Below are 17925 nucleotides of genomic sequence, written 5' to 3' on the forward strand. Positions count from 1 at the left end.
AAGCGCTTTATGGGCGTGCCCAGAACAACAAAGGCGTACCCGAAGAAGGCGCGGATTCTACCGGAATAGTCGTTATCTGGCACATGACGGTCGGTCATGTGGCAAACAAGCCGGTCTCATTGTGGTTATAAGACGCGGCCTAGACGGGCTGACGGCGCTCAGCTCAGCATAAACAGCGCCGTGCCGCTGAACTGCGCGGCCAGTTGATGCGCCGTCATCGGCCTGCCGAGCAGGTAACCCTGCACTTCGTCGCAGCCGTGTTCACGGAGGAAGTCGAGTTGTTCCTGGGTTTCCACGCCCTCGGCGATCACCGCCAGGTTCAGGCTGTGGGCCATGGCAATAATGGCACGGGCGATCTGTGCGTCCTGCTCGCCGCTGGGCAAACCGTCGACAAAACTGCGGTCGATTTTCAGCACGTCGATGGGGAATTGCTTGAGGTAGTTGAGCGACGAATAGCCGGTGCCGAAATCGTCTACCGCAATGCTCAGGCCCAGCTGTTTGAAGCCCATCAGCACCTGCATGGTTTCCTGCACGTCCCGCATCAGGATGCTTTCGGTCAGCTCAAGCTCCAGGCTGCTCGGGCTCAGGCCGCTGCTGTGCAAAATATGCGCAATGCGCTGGCCCAGTTGCCCCTCGGCAAATTGCCGGGCGGAGAGGTTCACCGACACCTTAGGCACCCGCACGCCGTCGGCATGCCAGGCGTTCATTTGCCGGCAGGCTTCCACCAGCACCCAGTCGCCCACATCCACCACCAGGCCCAACTCTTCCAGCACCGGAATAAATTCGTTCGGCGCAATCAGGCCGCGGCGCGGATGCTGCCAGCGCAGCAAGGCTTCGGCGCCGATCAGGCGTTGGCCGTTGGCGCTGAATTGCGGCTGGTAGTGCAGCACGAACTGCTTTTGGTCGAGGGCGTGGCGCAGGTCGCTTTCCAGCTCCAGACGCTCCAGCGCCGTGGCGTTCATGGCCGCCTGGTAAAACTGGAAGTTGTTCTTGCCGCGCTCTTTGGCGTGGTACATGGCGGTGTCGGCATTTTTCATCAACTGGCTCAGCTCTTCGCCGTCTTGCGGGCTGAGGGCGATGCCGATACTGGCGGTGACGAAGAACTCGCGGCCTTCGAGAATAAACGGCTGCGACAGGCTCAGCAGAATCTGCTCGGCCACATGAATGGCACGGGTCAGGGCGCCCTCGCGGGTGTCGCGGGCTTGCAGCAGCAGGGTGAATTCGTCACCGCCCATGCGCGCCACGGTGTCTTCCACTTCCACGCAGGCGGCGAGGCGCTGGGCCACGTCTTTGAGCATGCGATCGCCGGCGGCGTGGCCAAGTGAGTCGTTGATCGGCTTGAAGCGGTCGAGGTCGAGGAACATCAGCACCACCCACTCCAGATGCCGTTCGGCATGCTGCAAGGCAGTGTGCAAGCGGTCCTGGAACAACGTGCGGTTGGGCAGGTTGGTCAGGGCGTCGTAGTAGGCCAGGCGGTGAATGCGCTGTTCGCTGGCCTTGCGCTCGCTGATGTCGCTGAAAAAGCTCACGTAGCTGACCAGGTCGCCTTCATCGTCATGCACGGCGGTAATGCCGACCCACGCCGGGAAATTCTCCTGGTTGCGGCGCTTGAGCCACACCTCGCCTTCCCAGCTGCCGTTCTGCCCCAGCTGGCTGAGGATATAAGCCTGGTGGCTGGTCTGTTGGCGGTCGGCCATCAGCATGCCGGGCTGCTGGTCGAGCACCTGGGCGCTGGTGTACCCGCTGACGCGGCTGAACGCCTCGTTCACCTGCACGATATAGCCGGCCGGGTCGGTTACCAGAATCGCGGCGGTGGAGTGTTCGAATACGGTGGCGGCCATGCGCAGGTCTTTTTCCGCGCGGCGTTGCTGGCTGATATTGCGGCCCACGCCAAGCACGCCTTCGAAGCGGCCGTCCTGGTCCCACATCAGCGTCATGCGCAATTCGGTGGGCAGCTTGTGGCCGTCGGCACGTACGCAGTCGACCATAAACAGGCGGGTGGCCAGTTGCTGACGCAACTCGCGCAATTTCTGCGGGTCGTTCAGCGCCACGCGCACGCGGATCAACAGCTGATCGACATCCGACAGCTGACGCGGGTTGGCCGCCAGCGGGTGGAAGCCGTTGGCGATGATCCACTCCGGCGTGTAACCGAACATCGCCAGCGCCGAGGGGCTGACGTAGTCCAGCTGCAGGTTGTTGTTGGTGGTGAAAATCACGTCGCTGATGTTCTCGGCCAGCAGGCGGTAACGGCGCTCGTTTTTGCGCATCAGCTCGCTGGCTTCGATCTGGTCGGTCACATCCTTGGCCACGCCGATCAAGCGGTGCACGCGGCCTTTGGGCGTGCGGCTAAGGGCTTGTTCGCGGATGTCGAACCAATGCCAGGTGCCGTCGCGGTGGCGCCAGCGCAGGTGGCATTGCAGCAATTGGCCGTCGCTGACCACCTGTTGCAGGCGGCGCATGGCCGCGTATTGCTCGGCGTCGTCGGGGTGCAGCACCACTTCCCAGAAGTGGCCGTCCATTTCCCGGAGTTCTTTGCTGCTGTAGCCCAACTGCTGACCGAGCCGGTTGTTGCTGAACAACACGCGGCGGTCGGTCATGTCGTGCACGTACAACGTGTCGGGCACCGCACGCACCACGTCCGACCAGAATCGCTCGCGCTCGATCAGCGACAGCTCGATGCGCTTGCGGCTGGTGATGTCGTTCATGCTCACGGTAACGGCATGGAAATCGTCGCTCTGTTCCGGCAGACGCAACACCAGCCACAGATGGCGCTCGTTGCCCTGCGGCGTGACGATCTGGCTTTCCATCTCGATCTGCCGCTGCTTGCTCAGCACCGCGCCAATCAGTTGGTAGCGCACGTTTTCCGGGGTGATCGGGCCCACATCCACCAGGTGGTTCCACAGCTCCTGTGTCGAATCGACGCCGAGCAGTTGCTTGGCCACCTGATTGATTTCGGTGATATGCAGGTGCTGAATGAGTTCGTCGTGCAGCGCCGGATTGTCGTGCAGCCAGCGGTCGAACTGGCCGAGGGTTTCGATCTGATGCAGGTGCAGGAACGCGCGCAGGTCCGCCAGGTCGAGCACGCAGTGGGCCACGCCGCTGCCTTCGAAAATATCCTGATAGCGGCGCCGGGTGTCTTCGAGCACATGCAGCGCCAATTGCTGTTCGGTGGCATCGCGCAGCACCCACACGTGGCCGGGCTGGCTGTGTTCCTTGCCATCTTTGAACACGCTGCGAGTGACGCTGAACACCCGTTGTTGCTGGTGTTGCTCAACGTCTACCCACACCGGACTGAAGTCGTCGTGGGGCTCGTCATCGTGCATCAGCAGCGGGTTGAGGCTGGGCAGCAGGTCCAGCAGGTGGCGGCCGCGCGCATCGGCACTCGACAGGCCGAACAGCTGCGCGGCCTGCGGGTTGAGGTAGCGCACTTGGCCGCCCACGTCGGTTACCACCACGCGTTCTTCAATGGCGCCCAGGGCAGTGGCGGCATCGCGCAGTTCGTGACGCGAGGCGGTGGTCATGGCGCGCAAGCGGGCTTGTTCGCGCAGCAGGCGAAACAGGGCCAGCAGGGTGAGCAGGGCGCAGGCCATAAACAACAGAAACTTGCCGGTAACGGCGGACAACTGCTCGGTCCAGGCGCTTTGTTTGTCGACCACGCTGCGGATCATCAGGTCGGTGCCAGGCACTGCCACCCATTGCACGGTATTGGCTATTTCGAACGGCGTGGCAGTGCGCATCTGCTCGTTGGCCGGGGCCGGTTGCGTGGCAAACACGCGCCCGCTGACGGGGTCTTCCAACTGCCAACGGTGATCGCTGCTGTAGAACTGTTGAATGTTGCGGCGCAGATGGCCTACGCCCATGCGCACCACCCAATAGCCTTTATCGTCGCCCTGGGGCAGCAGCGCATAAATCTGCCCGTCGCCTTCGGGGTTGGAAACGTACAGGTAGGGCTGGCCTTGGTAGCGTTTGAACAGTGCGCCAAGAAACGCCTGATCGTGGCTGGCAGGCTGGGTGTCCGCCAGCACGCGACCGTTGCTATCAAGCCACGCCACGCTGACCAAGGTGGGGAAAATGCCGCGCAGGCTGGCCAGGAGTTCGTTGGTTTTGTCGGGGGGCGGTGGTTGCAGGGCGGTCTGTTTCATCAGTGCCAGTGCGGCATGGGCACGCATCTCCACGCTGAGCCCCATGTGCTCGGCCAGCTGCTGGCCAAATTCCTGCTCGCGTTTCTGGCGGTTTTCCGTGCCCTGTTCCAGCTCGTGGTACAGCTGCCAGAACAGCAAGCCGAGCATCACCACGACAAGCACCACCAAGGCGCCCTTGACCGAATTCGGCAGGGTGGTGGCGAGTGAATCGCCGGGTGCGCGCTGGTGGGTGAACAATCGAGGCACGGGCAAGTCCTGCGCTGACGGCTTATATAGAGGGTGCAGCTACCCAGAACGCTAGCAGAGACGGCGGGCTGCAGAGAAAAGCGGCTAAGAATGCCTAGTTACGTGGCAAAGTGCCAGCTATGCCGACGAGTGCGCGCTTGCCGCGCCGCAGTAAGCGTGGGTGGCAGCCTCCTTTATCCAGACAGCTGATAGAGAAGCGGGGTTCCGCTGGGACGTCAGGCGCCCAGCGGGTGATAGGCGCGCTCGAAATACATCAAGCCCTGGCCCGGCTCGCCGCAGCGGATGGCGAGCACTTCACAGACCAAAATGGCGTGGCTGCCAACCTGGCTGGTGTCCACCACGCGGCAGTCAAAGGCCACCAGCGCATCGTCGAGTACCGGCGCGCCGGTCACCTGCTGGTGCCAGCGGCCGGCGGCAAAGCGTTCATCCAGCGGGGTTTTGCCGCCGAACAGGTTGGACAGCGTTTGCTGGCCATGGCCAAGCACATTCACCGCCACCACCCCATTGGCGCGAAAGGCGTCATACACCGAGGCGCTGCGGTTCAGGCACACCAGCAGGGTAGGCGGCTCGTCGGTCACGCTGCACACCGCGGAGGCGGTGAAGCCGGCGCGCCCGCCGGGGCCGTCGGTGGTGATGATGCTCACGGCGGCGCCCAGGCGGGCCATGGCGTCGCGGTAATCCTGCTTGGGTACGCAAGGTGGTTCGCAGGTTTGCAGGGCCGGGTGCATGGAATTCTCCGGTTGGTTCATACGGGGCGTTGGAGGAAGGCCAGCAGGCGGGTTTCGAAGTCGGCTTGTTCCGTCAGGTTGCAGGCATGGCCGCCGAAGTCGCGCACGTCCAGTTCGGCATTGGGCAAGCCCTCGGCCAGCTGCACCGACTGCGTCCACGGCACCAGGCTGTCGTCGCGGCTGGCCATCACCAGCGTTGGCACCTTGATTGCGCCCAACTGCGCGCTGATATCGAAAGCCCGCAGCGCGGCAATGCGCGCCAGGGTGTTCGCCTCGCCGGGAAAATTCACCAGGGCGTGGGCAAGGTCGGCTTCCAGGCGTTCGCCGTTGGCGACGATCCAGGTCGGCGGATACAGAAACAGCGGCTGCGCGGCGACATAGGCCGCCGCGCCGCAGTGTGTGAGCAGTTGAATGCGCGTGTCGAAACAGCGCGCGCTGTGGGCATTGGGCGCGGCCCAGGCGTTGATCAACACCAGACGCTCCAGCAGGGCAGGGCGCTGCAAGGCGATCTGCAGGCCGACCAGGCCACCGAGGGCATGGCGACAAACGCACAGCGCGTAACGGCCAAGCTGTCGAGCAGGGCCAGTAGTTCATCGGCCATATCGGCAATCGAGTAGCCCTCGGCCAGCGCCGCCGGACTGCGCCCGGTGCCGCGCTGGTCGTAGCTGATCACCCGCCGCGTTGCGCCCAGCGCAGCCAGGTGCGGCGCCCAGTAACCCGCTGCGCCGCCGAGGCCGGAACACAGCACCATGGTCTGGGCGGCCTTGGGGTTGCCGTGGATTTCGTAGTGCATGCCAACGCCTCCGGTCATTTGCCGACGTGGGCGATGGAGGCAATTTCAATCAGCGCCTCGGGTTTTACCAGGCCGCACTGGATGCAGTAGCGGGCCGGTTTTTCCCCGGCAAAATACTCGGCGTACACGGTGTTGATGGCGGCGTAATCGGCCCAATCCTTGAGCATGATCATGTTGAAGGTGACGTCGTCCATCGTGCCGCCGGCGGCTTCGACCACGCCCTTGATGGTTTCCAGTACATGGCGGGTTTGCTCGGTGGCGTTGCCCACGTGCACCACGTTGGCGTCTTTATCCAGCGGCAACGTGCCGGCGACATACAGCACGCCATCGGCCAGCGAACCCGGCACGTAAGGGGCGAGCGGTTTGCCGGTACCCGGCGGAATAATCGATTGCTTGGGCATGTTCAGGCTTCCTGTGTGGGACGAAAAGTGGTGCAGAAGGCATCGACCGAAGACACCCAGCCGAAGAAGGTTTCAATATTGAACAGCGCCGCCTCTTGAGCGGCGGGCGGGCCGGCCTGGTGGGTGGCGTCGGCCAGTACCACGCCGAAGTATTCGAGAAAGAAGCCGTCGCGCAGGGTCGACTCCACGCACACGTTGGTGGCGATGCCGGTAAACACCAGGTTCTTGATGCCACGGGCGCGCAAGATGCTGTCCAGCGGCGTATTGAAAAAGCCGCTGTAGCGGGGCTTGGGCATCACGATGTCGCCGGGCTGCGGTTGCAGTTCATCCACCAGCGCGTAATCCCAGCCGCCTTTGGATAACAACGTGCCTTGCAGCTCCGGGCGCTTGCGCATGGTTTTCAGGGCGTTGGACTTATGCCAGTTCGGCGAGCCCGGGCCGCCGGCTTCCACGTAGTCCGCGTCCCAGCCATTCTGGAAAAGATCACCTGCACACCGGCAGCGCGTGCGGCGGCGATGGCCACCTGAATCTTTTCGATCACCGGGCCGGTGGACGACACATCGAACCCGGCCAGATCCAGGTAGCCGCCGAGGGTGGAATAGGCGTTCTGCATATCCACCACAATCAGGGCGGTCTGGCTGGCGCGCAGTTGCAAGGCCTCGGGGCGTGCCGGCAGGGTTAGCGGCGTGCTGCTATCGACGGCCAGCGCGTAGCTGGACACCTGTTGAACGGTCATTACGCGATCTCCTGCAGGGCGGCGGCGCGGCTGTTCATCAGCGGCTGGATGCGCTGGCCGAATTTTTCGATACCTTCGACAAAGTCGTCGAAGGTCAGCATTACGCCCTCCGTGCCCGGCACCTGGGCCACTTCATCGAGCATGGCGGCCACCTGTTCGAACGAGCCCACCAGGGTGCCCATGTTGATATTCACCGCCGAGGTCGGGTCGGACATCTGCCGCACGTTGGTATCGCTACCCGAACGGGTGTCCACCGCCGCCTGATCGCCCAGCCATTGCAGGGCGGCCTGGTCGGCGCCGTCTTTGTACAGCTCCCACTTGGCGCGGGCGGCGGCTTCGGTTTCCTCGGCAATCACCATAAACAGCACGCAGGAATTCACGTCGCGGCCGGTTTTTTCCGTGGCCAGGCGCAGGCGCTCGGTGGTCGGGCGAAGGCGGCCGGGGTGTTCACGCCCTTGCCGAAGCAAAAGTTGTAGTCGGCGTATTGCGCCGAAAAGGCCATCCCGGCGTCGCTGGAACCGGCGCAGATAATCTTCATGTCCGCCTGCGGTTTGGGACTCACGCGGCAATCGTCCATGGTGAAGTACTCACCCTTGAGATCGCTGTGGCCGGTGGCCCACAAGTCGCGCAGCACTTGGGCGTACTCGGCCAGGTAGGCATAGCGGGTGGCGAAAAAATCATCACCCGGCCACAAGCCCATTTGCGAGTACTCGGGGCGCTGCCAGCCGGTGACCAGGTTGATGCCGAACCGGCCGTTGGAGATCGAGTCGATGGTCGAGGCCATGCGCGCGACGATGGCCGGCGGCAGGGTCAGGGTGGCGGCGGTGGCGAACAGTTGAATCTTGCTGGTGACCGCCGCCAGGCCCGCCATTAGCGTGAAGGACTCCAGGTTGTGTTCCCAGAATTCGGTTTTGCCGCCGAAGCCGCGCAGCTTGATCATCGACAGCGCAAAGTCGAAGCCGTAGTGCTCGGCGCGCTGCACGATCTGCTTGTTCAGCTCAAAGGTCGGCATGTATTGCGGGGCGGTCTCGGAGATCAGCCAGCCGTTGTTACCGATGGGAATGAATACACCAACTTTCATGGATATAACCCCCTGATTATGCTTTTGCCGGGCAATGCCAGCATGATCGCTGCGCGTTCGTGCAGCGACAGGTCGCAGGGGATTGAGCACGGACTGTGCCAAAAATGAAAAATGCAGGGAAAACAGCAGCTTGAATAAAAACGCCGGCTTAGCGCAGACCAAGTGGTCTGCTTTAGAGCGCCTGGTTTGTGCACGCTGCCCGCAAAAGAGGCGTGCGCACTGACAGCCTCAGCCGTTTTGGCTATCGTGGCGCGGGCTTATTGAGGAGGCTGTATGGCCGAGCAACATCCACCGAGCGCTGCCAAGGCCGTGCGTACCCCCAGCGCGGCGACGCTGGCGCGGCGTGAGCGGCAAATGGAAAGCAAGCGAGCCGCTATCAGTGCGGCCGCCATCGAGTTGTTTTCCCAGTTTGGTCTGCACGGCACCAGCCTGGATCAGGTGGCGGCCCGCGCCGATGTGTCCAAAACCAACCTGCTGTACTACTTCGGCAGCAAGGAAGACCTGTACCTGGCGGTGCTGCATCAGTTGATGAGCGTTTGGCTGGCGCCGCTGCGGGCGCTGAGTGTCGAGATGGAGCCATTGGCAGCGATCAGCGAATACCTGCGCCTGAAGCTGGAACTGTCGCGGGACGAGCCGGCGGCCTCGCGGCTGTTCTGCCTGGAAATCATCCAGGGTGCACCGCTGCTGCGTGGCGAACTGCAGCACGAGCTGCGCGACCTGGTGCACAGCAAAACCGAGGTCATCCGCACATGGAGCGAGGCCGGCCGGCTGGCGCCGGTAGACCCGTACCACCTGATCTTTTCCCTGTGGGCCACCACCCAGCACTACGCCGACTTCCGCGTGCAGGTGGAGTCCATCACCGGCCGCACCCTGGATGATCCAGCCTTCTTCGAGCAAGTGCTGAGCAGCTTGCAGGCGCTGATTCTGGATGGCATCCGCCCGCGTTAAGCGCGCTTAACGGGTGGAGTCCACCAACACTTCTTCACCCAGGGCGCCATTGACGGGCAGCGGCTGGTACGTGGAGTTGGCCGCGCGCATCACGCGAATGGCCCGCGCGCCGGCAGACTGAGCCGAGGTGATGTCGGCATCCGAGTCGCCGTAATACACATGCAGCCCGCGGTCGTGGATAAAGCGGGTCTTCTCCGGCCCTGAAGTAAACACCACCGGCTGCATCGCTTTGATGGCAAACGTCTGCTGCAAGATGGCGGTCAGTTGCTCGCCCTCGGTGTGCGGCCGGCCGGTAATAAAGTAGATGGTGTCGCCACGCTGCTGGTGCAGGGTAATCAGCGCGCGCGCCACTTCCTTGGGCAGGGAATAGCGGTCGCAGCCGCCATTGGTTTCCTTCCAGAACTCGGTGTTTTTCAAATAATCGTTGCTGCCTGGCGAGTACTTCTGCTGCCCGTAATAGAAGCACGGGCTGGAGAACAGCACGGTGTCATCTATGTCGAAACCGACCGCCATCGGCGCGTCCTTCTGGATGCTCTCGGCCAGCCGCTCGAGGGTGATCCAGTGGATGGGCGATTGCGGTGCTTGGCTGGCACAACCAAGCAACAGCAGGGAAAGAACAGCTGCCAGGGATAGGTGGGAAATACGCACGAAAACCTCAAAGTCTGGAGAGTGAGCCTTTGCCGTCAGCAAGCGGCATGCCGGGAATGCTGGCAGTGGCGACAAAATCCGGCGAGGCCGTCTGTTAATACCTGTCACATGTGTCAATTAGGTTTCGATAGCGACAGGTTTCGCCCTGAGCGCGACTAAAAGTTCAAAATAAGTGCACGAATGATCATTTAATGAGCGCTTATGGGGCTAAAACGCGCTGTTAGACAATGTGACAAAAGTAACCAGCCTGTTCGTTTTCCCTCCCTTGCCTTGCCGAAAACCCACTTAATCAAACTGTAACCTCGTCCTTCTACTGTATTCCTGACGCCTGTGACAGTTTTGGCATGCTATGTGCTCAAGCTCTTGCAACGAAGTCGAGGTAGTCCCGCTGCGGGTGCAGTGGGGCTGGCGAAGAAAAGGTGGAGTGCAAGCAATGCGTAGTTGGGAAGAACCGAAAAAGAAGCGCCTGCATATCGAGATCATCCCGATGATCGACGTGATGATGTTCCTGCTGGTGTTCTTCGTGCTGATCAGCCTGAACGTCATTCCGGCCCTGGGGATAAAAACCCAACTGCCGGGCGCCGCCCATGCCCAGCAACTGAAACCGCAGAACAAGGCGGTGATTACCCTCGGTCTCAACGACCGTCTGCAACTGGACGGTCAGGACATGGCAGAGGACGCGATCGTCGCGCAACTGAAGACGTTGGAAAACGTTGACCAGAAGCTGGTGATCATCCTCAACAGTGATGAAGGCGTGGAAGTCGGTCGGCTGGTAGCGGTCATGGACCTGCTGAAAAGCAATGGCTTCTCCAGCGTCTCCATCGCGACGAGAAAGCTGTAAGCCATGTCGCTCTTCTTCAAATCCCGCAAAGCACTCGCCTGCCTGCCCGCTATCTGTCTGCTCGTGGTGGCCGTTCAGAGCGCCTTGAAGGCGGACCTGAAAATCACCCCGAAGTACGACGACAGCACCGTGGAAGTGGCGCTGATCGATCCGGCCGAGTTGCAGCCGGAACCGATCCCCGTGCCGCCGCCACCGCCGCCTGAGCCGGAGCCGCTGCCCGAGCCTCCACCTGAGCCCGATCCGGAGCCCGTGGTGGAGATCCCCGAGCCGCCGCCCAAGCCCAAGCCAAAACCGCCGGAGCCCAAGCCGCAGCCACCGAAGCCAAAACCTCAAGTGGCCAAGCCTGCACCCACGCCAACGCCAACCCCGCCGCCGCCACAAGCGGTGGTGGCCAAGGCCGCGCCAGTGGCTCCAGCAGCGCCGGTGGCTGCACCGACACCGCCAGCAGCACCGCGGGTTGATGCAGCCGCCATTGAAGGTCGTTACACCGCGGCGTTACGCGCGGATCTGGAACGTTACAAGAAATACCCCACGGGTCGCGAAGCCTCGCTTCAGCACCCAGAGGGCGATGTGGTGGTGTGGTTGCTTGTGGACCGCAGCGGCAACGTTGTGGACTCCGGTATCGAAACCAAAGCCAAAAACATGCTGCTCAACAAAGCTGCGCAAACCAGCTTGCGGCGTTTGGAGAAGGTCACTCCGTTTCCTCAGGAGGCCTTCGGGGGCAAGGACAGATACCGCTTCACGGCAACCTTTGTTTACAACGTAGAAAACTAGAAACCATAACTAAAACAAACACCTGCCAAAGAAATTTCAGGAGTTAGTACGTGAAACTTAATCCAATTTTCGCGATGTTCCTTGCAGCCGGCCTTGGGGGCTGGACGGTGGCTGCACTGGCCGAAGACTCGGTCGATGTCGGTGATGTAAACGTCACTGGGCAAACCTTGGGCAACGGCCAAATGGTCAAGGAAGAGGCGCCCAAAGCGCGCTCCACCGTGACCAAAGAAGCGCTGGAAAAGATGGCGCCGACCGGCAACGCCATCGACAAGCTCAAGTACACCCCGGGTGTGAACGTTTCCAGTGACGACTCCACGGGTCTGAGCGGTTTCAACTTCACCATGCGTGGCATGAGCGCTGACCAGATCGGCGTGTCGCTCGACGGCATCCCGGTCAACGACTCGGGCAACTACAACCTGTACCCGAACTTGCTGGGCGACCCGGAAAACCTCGGCGAAGTGTTCGCCACCCAGGGTTCTTCCGAAATCGACGCGCCGCACATTGGTTCCTCCGGCGGCAACATCGGCCTGGTGACCCTGCGTCCGGAGAAAGACTTCGGCGTATTCGGCAAGCAAACCATCGGCAGCAACAACCTGCGCAAAACCTTCGTACGCCTGAACACCGGCGAATACATGGGCCTGAGCAACTACATCTCGGCATCCCATACCGAAGGTGACAAATGGCGCGGGGAGGGTGTGCTGCGTGCGGACAAGGTGACCTTGAACAGCCTGTTCGATGACCACGAAGGCAATACGGTCAACGCGATCATCAACTACCACCAGCAAGACAACTACAACTACTCCAACCCGAGCAAGGCGCAGTACAAAACCTACGGCCGCGACTTCGACTACCTGGACAGCCCGAGCTACAACAGCAACGGCAAGATCCGCACCGGCACCGGCACCACCGTTAACGGCGTGACTCGCGGTACCGGTTACTCGGTGCTGATGCGCAACCCGTTCGAGAACGTGACCGCCTCGCTGACCGGCCGCTTCCAGCTGCGCGATGACGTGTTGCTGACCGTGGCGCCTTACTACTACTGGGCCAACGGTGGCAGCTTCAGCAACTTCACCGGTCCGTACTCGTTGAACCGCACCACTGGTAACGCGGGCGGTAACTACGACCTGAGCAACCTGGCCACGTCGGCCCAGTACAACGCCGATGGCACCCCCAACGGTGGCCTGTACTACCGCCCTTCGATCACCGAAACCTGGCGTCCGGGCATCAACACCAGCATCAAGTGGGATATCAACGACGAGCACACCTTCAGCACCGGTTACTGGTATGAGCGTGCGCGTCAGCGTCAGAGCCAGCCGTACATTCGCCTGACCGAATCGGGCAAGCCGGTGGATATCTCGCCCGGCTATGACGATGGCAATGCGGTCGTCGACGCCAATGGCAACGTGATCCAGGGCCGTAACCAATTCACCGTCACCCCGGCGCAGAAGCTGTTCGTGCAGGACGTGTGGAGCGTAAACCCGGACTTCAGCATCACCGCTGGCCTGGCGTACGACTACTCCGAGCGCAAAGGCAACAACAAGGGCAGCCTGACCGCTAAGAAAGAAAAGCGCGAGCAGACCTACCACGAGTTTCTGCCGAGCCTGAGCGCGGCGTATCAGGTGAACGCAGAGAACCAGGCGTTCTACAACCTGACCCGCAACATGCGTACCCCGCCGAACTACGTGCTCTACAACAAGGGTGACTCCCTCAGCCTGAAACCTGAGCTGAGCTGGAACCAGGAACTGGGCTGGCGCTTCGCGACTGAAGACGTGGCCCTGAGCGCGACCCTGTTCTACCTCCAGTTCAAAGACCGCCAGGTGTCCAGCTACAACGTGACCGAAGGCGACTACGAGATGCTCAACGTCGGCAAGGTGATCAACAAGGGTGTGGAACTGGAGCTGAGCGGTCTGTTGCCGCACGACTTCAACTACTACGCCTCGTACACCTACACCGAAAGCGAGCAACAGGACGACCTGCTGTACCGCGGCATCAACCTGCCCACCGAAGGCAAGACGGTTGCCGGCGTACCGCGTGACATGTTCAACGCAAGCCTGGGTTGGGATGACGGTCGGTACTACTCGAACATCGTGGGCAAGTACGTCGGCAAGCAATACGGCGACATGACCAACGACGAGAGCATCTCCGACTTCGCCGTGGCCGACTTGAACTTCGGTGTTCACCTGCCGGTGAACAAGAACTTCATGAAGGCTGCGACCATTCGCCTGTCGGTAACCAACCTGTTCGACAAGGACTACCTGAGCGGCGTGAAATCCACTCAGTTCTCGGCTGTCGACTACGACCCACGCAGCACCAACTCCACGAAGTCCGACCCGTACTACACCATCGGTGAAGAACGCACGGTTTCGGTTTCTTTCGAAGGTTCGTTCTAACGCGTCCCCCAAGTCCGGGGCGCGCAAGCGCCTCGGCATTTCAGCCCGAGGTATCTCAACATGAACATGGATCTACTCCACGACATTACCTTCTACATCATGTACGGCGCCGCGGCCCTCGCTGCGTTCGTGGTGGTGGAGCGCGGTATTTTCTTCGCTTACAACCTGAGCAAGGCGCGCAAGCTGGAAGCGGCCCTGCACAAGAAAGTACGCAGCTACGACGAGCTGCCTGAAGAGCTGCGCAAGCGCGACAGCCTGCCGTTGCAGCTGGTGCGTGAACTGTACGAAGGCCGCGTCGGCCTGCACTCGCACAACGAGCTGGAAGACCTCGGCCAGGCGATCTACATCTCCATGCGCGGCAAGCTCAACCACAGCCTGTGGATTCTCGAAGCCGTGGTCGCCGGTGCGCCGCTGCTGGGTCTGCTCGGCACCATTCTGGGCATCATCGACACCTTCAAGGCGCTCGCTGAAGCCGGCGTTTCCGATCCGGGCGAAGTGTCCCGCGGTATCGGTACAGCGCTCTACGCCACCGCCCTGGGTATCTCCATCGCGCTGGTGGGTCTGGTGTGCAACAGCCACCTGCAAGACCGCCTCGAACTGATCAACGACCACCTGAAAATGCTCCTGCTGCGTGCTGGCATGGGTACTGCTTTCGTTGCCAAACCGGTGGCTGCTCAAGCCGCCAACCTGCAACACGCCTAAGCGTCTGGGGATAGTCATGTCGTACCCGAGTTCCGCTATACGTCCTGTGTCTGTGCTGCTCGCCGCCCTGCTGCTGGCCAGCGGTTGCGATAAAGCCAAGCCGCCTGTTGAAGTCACGGTGGCCGCCATCAACGACTTTCACGGCAACCTGCTGAGCAGCCCGTTCAAGTACCCCGATGCGGCCGCGGCCGGTGGTGAGGTCAAACTCAAGGCCGGTGGTATTGCTGCGTTGAGTGGCGTGCTGGCCGAGTTGCGCCAGAAGGATGCCGAGCTGCTGTTGGTGGGCGCGGGCGACATGGTCGGCGGCAGTCCGCCGATTTCCTCGATGTGGGCCGATGAGCCGAGCGTGGATGCGCTTGACCTGTTGGGCCTGAAGTTTTCCGTGGTTGGCAACCATGAACTGGACCAGGGCAAAGCCGAACTGCTGCGGCAGATCAAGGGCGGCTGCGAGTCGACCCGGCCGGACAAAGCCTGCCAGTTCGACAAGGCCTACAAGGGTGCGAGCTTTCCCTATATCTCCGCCAACCTGATCGACACGCAAACCGGCAAACCGCTGTTTCAGCCATACCGTATCGAGCAGGCCCACGGGGCTAAAATCGCCTTCGTTGGCGCCACCCTGCGCAACGTCAGTGCGTTTGTCAGCAGCAAGTCCATGGACGGGCTGTCGACTGTCGATGAAGCCGACGCCATCAATGCCTTGCTGCCGGAACTCAAGCAGCAAAACGTCGATGCGGTGGTGGTGGTGATTCACCAGGGCGGCGAAACCCCGGAGCGTTTCGACCAGCCGAACTGCAGCCAGCTGAGCGGCGACATTGTGGATGTGGTCAAGCGCCTCGACCCGCAGATCAAAGTGGTGATCACCGCGCATACGCACCAGGGTTACCTGTGCCGTGTCGGCGACACGCTGGTCACCCAGGGCGCCTCGTTTGGCCGTCTGCTGACCCAGCTGACCCTGACCGTCGACACCGATAAACACCAGCTACTGGATGTGAAAGCGCAGAACCTGGTGGTCGACCCGCAGCGCTACCACGCCACCGAGGCGATTGCCGCCTTGCAGGCGCAAGTTGAAAGCCGCAGCCAGGCGCAACTGAGCCACCCGCTGGCCCGCTTGGCGTCCCGCCAGGTAGGGCGCGAAACCAATGCTGCCGGTGAGTCGGCGATGGGCGATCTGATCGCCGATTCGCAGCTGGCCGCCACCCGTTCGCTGGGTGCCCAGGTGGCGTTGATGAATCTTGGCGGCATGCGCATGGACATCGCCCTGGAGGAAGGCCAGGAACAGGTCAACTACGGGCAGGTCGCCAGTGTGCAGCCGTTCAACAACACCCTGAATATCGTCACCCTGACCGGCGCGCAGTTGCACCAATTGCTGGAGCAGCAATGGCAGGACGGCAGCATGGGGTTCTACCCGCTGCAACCGTCGGCCTCGCTGACTTACCGCTGGGATGGGTCGCGGCCACAGGGGCAACGCGTTCTCGCCGAGAGCCTGATGGTCGATGGCCAACTGGTACAGCCCGAGCAGCAGTACCGCATTGCGCTCAACTCGTTTCTGGCCGAAGGCGGTGACAACTTCACCGTGCTGAAACAAGCCAGCAACCGGGTGGACACCGGCTTCAACGACCTCGAAGCGCTGATCAACTACCTGCAAGTGCGTGACCAGGCCGGGCAACCGGCAGGGCAGGCGCAGGCTGAGCAGCGTATGCAGAAAGTCAGCGCGAACCTCGCCGGGAGCGACCAATGAGCCGCTCCGCTGAACTGCAAGCCGTGTTCGAGCGCCTACTGCCCGAGGCCATTGCGGCCTCGCAAAAGGCCTGGTGCCCGCACTCGGATTTTCCCGTTGGCGCCGCCCTGCTGACCGCCGAGGGCGAGGTGATTCAGGGCTGCAATGTGGAGAACGTGTCGTATGGCTTGACCAACTGCGCCGAGCGCACCGCGCTGTTCACCGCCATCTGCCAGGGGGAGAAGCCGAAGAGCTTCCAGGCGATGGTGGTGTACGCGCCCAAGGTGGCGCTGATCTCACCGTGCGGCGCGTGCCGCCAGGTGATGGTCGAACTGTTGGCCAAGGATTGTCCGGTGTTCTGCGTGGGGCATGACGCATCGGCAACCCGTGACTGGACGGTGGAACAGCTGTTACCGGGCGCATTCGACGCCTTCTGAACAGCGCAATAAAAAAATTAGAAATCTGCCGTTCGTAACTTTTTGTGGGGAGTCACCGGAACATGAGCCTTATCGGCATAGTTGTGCTGTTTCTGATCGCGTATGCGCTGTCTTCAGCGCGCCGCGCGATCAAGTGGCGCACGATAATCGGCGCGTTCGCTTTTCAAGTTTTCTTCGCCGCGTTTGCGCTCTATGTGCCGTGGGGGCAGAGCGTAATGGCCACCGTGTCGGATGCGGTCGCCAACCTCGAGGTTTACGGCAACCAGGGCATCAGCTTTCTGTTTGGTGGGCTGAATGACAGCGCGCTGATGCAGCAGGTGTTCGGCAATCACAGCTTTATTTTCGCCCTCAAGGTGCTGCCGCTGATCGTGTTCTTTAGCGGCCTGATGGCGGTGCTTTATCACATCGGTGTGATGGGTGTGATCATCCGCGTGTTCGGCGGCAGCCTGGGCCGCGTGCTGGGCACCAGCCGCACCGAAACCATGTCGGCGGTGGCCAATATCTTTGTCGGCACCACCGAAGCGCCGCTGGTGATTCGCCCGTTTCTGGCGCGCATGACCGAGTCGGAACTCTTCTCGGTCATCGTCTGCGGGCTGGCCTCGGTGGCCGGCTCAGTGCTGATCGGTTACGCCATGCTCGGCATCGATATGCGCTACCTGATTGCCGCCAGTTTCATGTCGGCACCGGGTGGCCTGCTGATGGCCAAACTGATGGTTCCGGAAACCGAAAAGCCCCACGACGATCCGGCCGAACACCCTGAATTCGAAGACCACGAAAAGCCGGTGAACATCATCGACGCCGCCGCCATCGGCACGGCCAATGGCCTGCAGCTGGCGCTGAATGTGGGCGCCATGTTGCTGGTGTTTATTGCGCTGATCGCCTTGCTCAACGGCATTCTCGGCTGGTGCGGCGGGCTGGTGGGTTTCCCCACGCTGAGCCTGCAGATGATCCTCGGCTACGTATTTGCCCCGCTGGCCTTCGTACTCGGCGTACCGTGGAGCGAGGCCGTTACCGCCGGCACGCTGATCGGCGAGAAGCTGGTGCTCAACGAATTCGTTGCCTATGTGGACATGGCGCCGCTGATCGATCCGGTGCAGGCCGCCGCCCGTGGCGTGGCCGTGCTGTCGCAGCAGACCCAGGTGATCATCACCTTCGCCCTGTGCGGTTTCGCCAACCTGTCATCCATCGGCATCGTGCTGGGCGGTATGGGCGTCATGGCCCCCAACCGGCGCAAAGACCTGGCGCGCCTGGGTTTCAAGGCGGTGATCGCCGGCACCCTGGCTAACCTGATGAGTGCGGCGATTGCCGGCTTCTTTATCTCGATTTGAACCGTACCAGTTG

At 61.8% G+C, this 17925-nt stretch carries 12 protein-coding genes and 3 pseudogenes; 8 read left to right on the forward strand and 7 right to left on the reverse strand.

The window, feature by feature from the left end; translation table 11 throughout:
- Positions 1–158 precede the first annotated feature (158 nt).
- From AC0V2S_RS03010 to rutA, 6 genes and pseudogenes are all read right to left on the reverse strand, one after another.
- Complete coding sequence (locus AC0V2S_RS03010; protein WP_475508448.1) at positions 159–4394, reverse strand: sensor domain-containing protein; 4236 nt, start codon at positions 4392–4394, stop codon at positions 159–161.
- 209 nt (positions 4395–4603) lie between these two features.
- Complete coding sequence (gene rutF, locus AC0V2S_RS03015; RefSeq protein WP_475508449.1) at positions 4604–5116, reverse strand: NADH-dependent FMN reductase RutF; 513 nt, start codon at positions 5114–5116, stop codon at positions 4604–4606.
- A gap of 17 nt (positions 5117–5133) precedes the next feature.
- Positions 5134–5909: pseudogene (gene rutD, locus AC0V2S_RS03020) on the reverse strand (pyrimidine utilization protein D).
- A 14-nt stretch (positions 5910–5923) separates the two neighbouring features.
- Positions 5924–6310, reverse strand: a complete 387-nt coding sequence (rutC, locus tag AC0V2S_RS03025) for a pyrimidine utilization protein C (RefSeq protein WP_108098601.1) — start codon at positions 6308–6310, stop codon at positions 5924–5926.
- Positions 6311–6312: 2 nt separating this feature from the next.
- Positions 6313–7046, reverse strand: a pseudogene (gene rutB, locus AC0V2S_RS03030) (pyrimidine utilization protein B).
- Positions 7046–8127 (reverse strand): annotated as a pseudogene (rutA, locus tag AC0V2S_RS03035) (pyrimidine utilization protein A). The pseudogenes rutB and rutA overlap by 1 nt, the downstream one beginning before the upstream one ends.
- A 273-nt stretch (positions 8128–8400) precedes the next feature.
- Here rutA and rutR point away from each other — a divergent pair.
- A complete protein-coding gene (gene rutR / locus AC0V2S_RS03040; RefSeq protein WP_108098604.1) occupies positions 8401–9075 on the forward strand; it encodes an HTH-type transcriptional regulator RutR in 675 nt (224 codons plus the stop codon).
- A 6-nt stretch (positions 9076–9081) separates the two neighbouring features.
- On the opposite strand, the gene aphA is transcribed toward rutR, so the two are convergent.
- Positions 9082–9723, reverse strand: a complete 642-nt coding sequence (gene aphA / locus AC0V2S_RS03045) for an acid phosphatase AphA (protein ID WP_475508450.1) — start codon at positions 9721–9723, stop codon at positions 9082–9084.
- Between the two features lie 433 nt (positions 9724–10156).
- On the opposite strand from aphA, the gene AC0V2S_RS03050 reads away from it, so the two are divergent.
- The 7 genes from AC0V2S_RS03050 (at position 10157) to AC0V2S_RS03080 (ending at position 17912) form a co-directional block, all read left to right on the forward strand.
- On the forward strand, positions 10157–10564 hold the full coding sequence (locus AC0V2S_RS03050; RefSeq protein WP_475508451.1) for an ExbD/TolR family protein: 408 nt from the start codon (positions 10157–10159) through the stop codon (positions 10562–10564).
- A gap of 3 nt (positions 10565–10567) precedes the next feature.
- Positions 10568–11338 (forward strand): energy transducer TonB family protein, encoded by a 771-nt coding sequence (locus tag AC0V2S_RS03055; protein WP_475508452.1) that lies wholly within the window; start codon positions 10568–10570, stop codon positions 11336–11338.
- A gap of 50 nt (positions 11339–11388) precedes the next feature.
- Positions 11389–13728, forward strand: a complete 2340-nt coding sequence (locus AC0V2S_RS03060) for a TonB-dependent receptor (protein ID WP_475508453.1) — start codon at positions 11389–11391, stop codon at positions 13726–13728.
- Positions 13729–13788: 60 nt separating this feature from the next.
- Positions 13789–14430, forward strand: a complete 642-nt coding sequence (locus AC0V2S_RS03065) for a MotA/TolQ/ExbB proton channel family protein (RefSeq protein WP_475508454.1) — start codon at positions 13789–13791, stop codon at positions 14428–14430.
- Positions 14431–14446: 16 nt separating this feature from the next.
- Positions 14447–16168, forward strand: coding sequence for a bifunctional metallophosphatase/5'-nucleotidase (locus tag AC0V2S_RS03070; protein WP_475508455.1), 1722 nt, complete (start codon positions 14447–14449; stop codon positions 16166–16168).
- Positions 16165–16584 (forward strand): cytidine deaminase, encoded by a 420-nt coding sequence (locus tag AC0V2S_RS03075; protein WP_475508456.1) that lies wholly within the window; start codon positions 16165–16167, stop codon positions 16582–16584. The genes AC0V2S_RS03070 and AC0V2S_RS03075 overlap by 4 nt, the downstream gene beginning before the upstream one ends.
- A gap of 62 nt (positions 16585–16646) precedes the next feature.
- Positions 16647–17912 (forward strand): NupC/NupG family nucleoside CNT transporter, encoded by a 1266-nt coding sequence (locus AC0V2S_RS03080; protein ID WP_475508457.1) that lies wholly within the window; start codon positions 16647–16649, stop codon positions 17910–17912.
- The last annotated feature ends 13 nt before the right edge of the window (positions 17913–17925 follow it).

The sequence above is a fragment of the Pseudomonas sp. CC11G genome (assembly GCF_056174845.1).

Coding starts and splice junctions, on each gene's coding strand:
- rutF (WP_475508449.1), bottom strand. CDS start 5,116: ATGCACCCGGCCCTGCAAACCTGCGAACCACCTTGCGTACCCAAGCAG.
- rutC (WP_108098601.1), bottom strand. CDS start 6,310: ATGCCCAAGCAATCGATTATTCCGCCGGGTACCGGCAAACCGCTCGCC.
- rutR (WP_108098604.1), top strand. CDS start 8,401: ATGGCCGAGCAACATCCACCGAGCGCTGCCAAGGCCGTGCGTACCCCC.
- AC0V2S_RS03050 (WP_475508451.1), top strand. CDS start 10,157: ATGCGTAGTTGGGAAGAACCGAAAAAGAAGCGCCTGCATATCGAGATC.
- AC0V2S_RS03055 (WP_475508452.1), top strand. CDS start 10,568: ATGTCGCTCTTCTTCAAATCCCGCAAAGCACTCGCCTGCCTGCCCGCT.
- AC0V2S_RS03065 (WP_475508454.1), top strand. CDS start 13,789: ATGAACATGGATCTACTCCACGACATTACCTTCTACATCATGTACGGC.
- AC0V2S_RS03070 (WP_475508455.1), top strand. CDS start 14,447: ATGTCGTACCCGAGTTCCGCTATACGTCCTGTGTCTGTGCTGCTCGCC.
- AC0V2S_RS03075 (WP_475508456.1), top strand. CDS start 16,165: ATGAGCCGCTCCGCTGAACTGCAAGCCGTGTTCGAGCGCCTACTGCCC.
- AC0V2S_RS03080 (WP_475508457.1), top strand. CDS start 16,647: ATGAGCCTTATCGGCATAGTTGTGCTGTTTCTGATCGCGTATGCGCTG.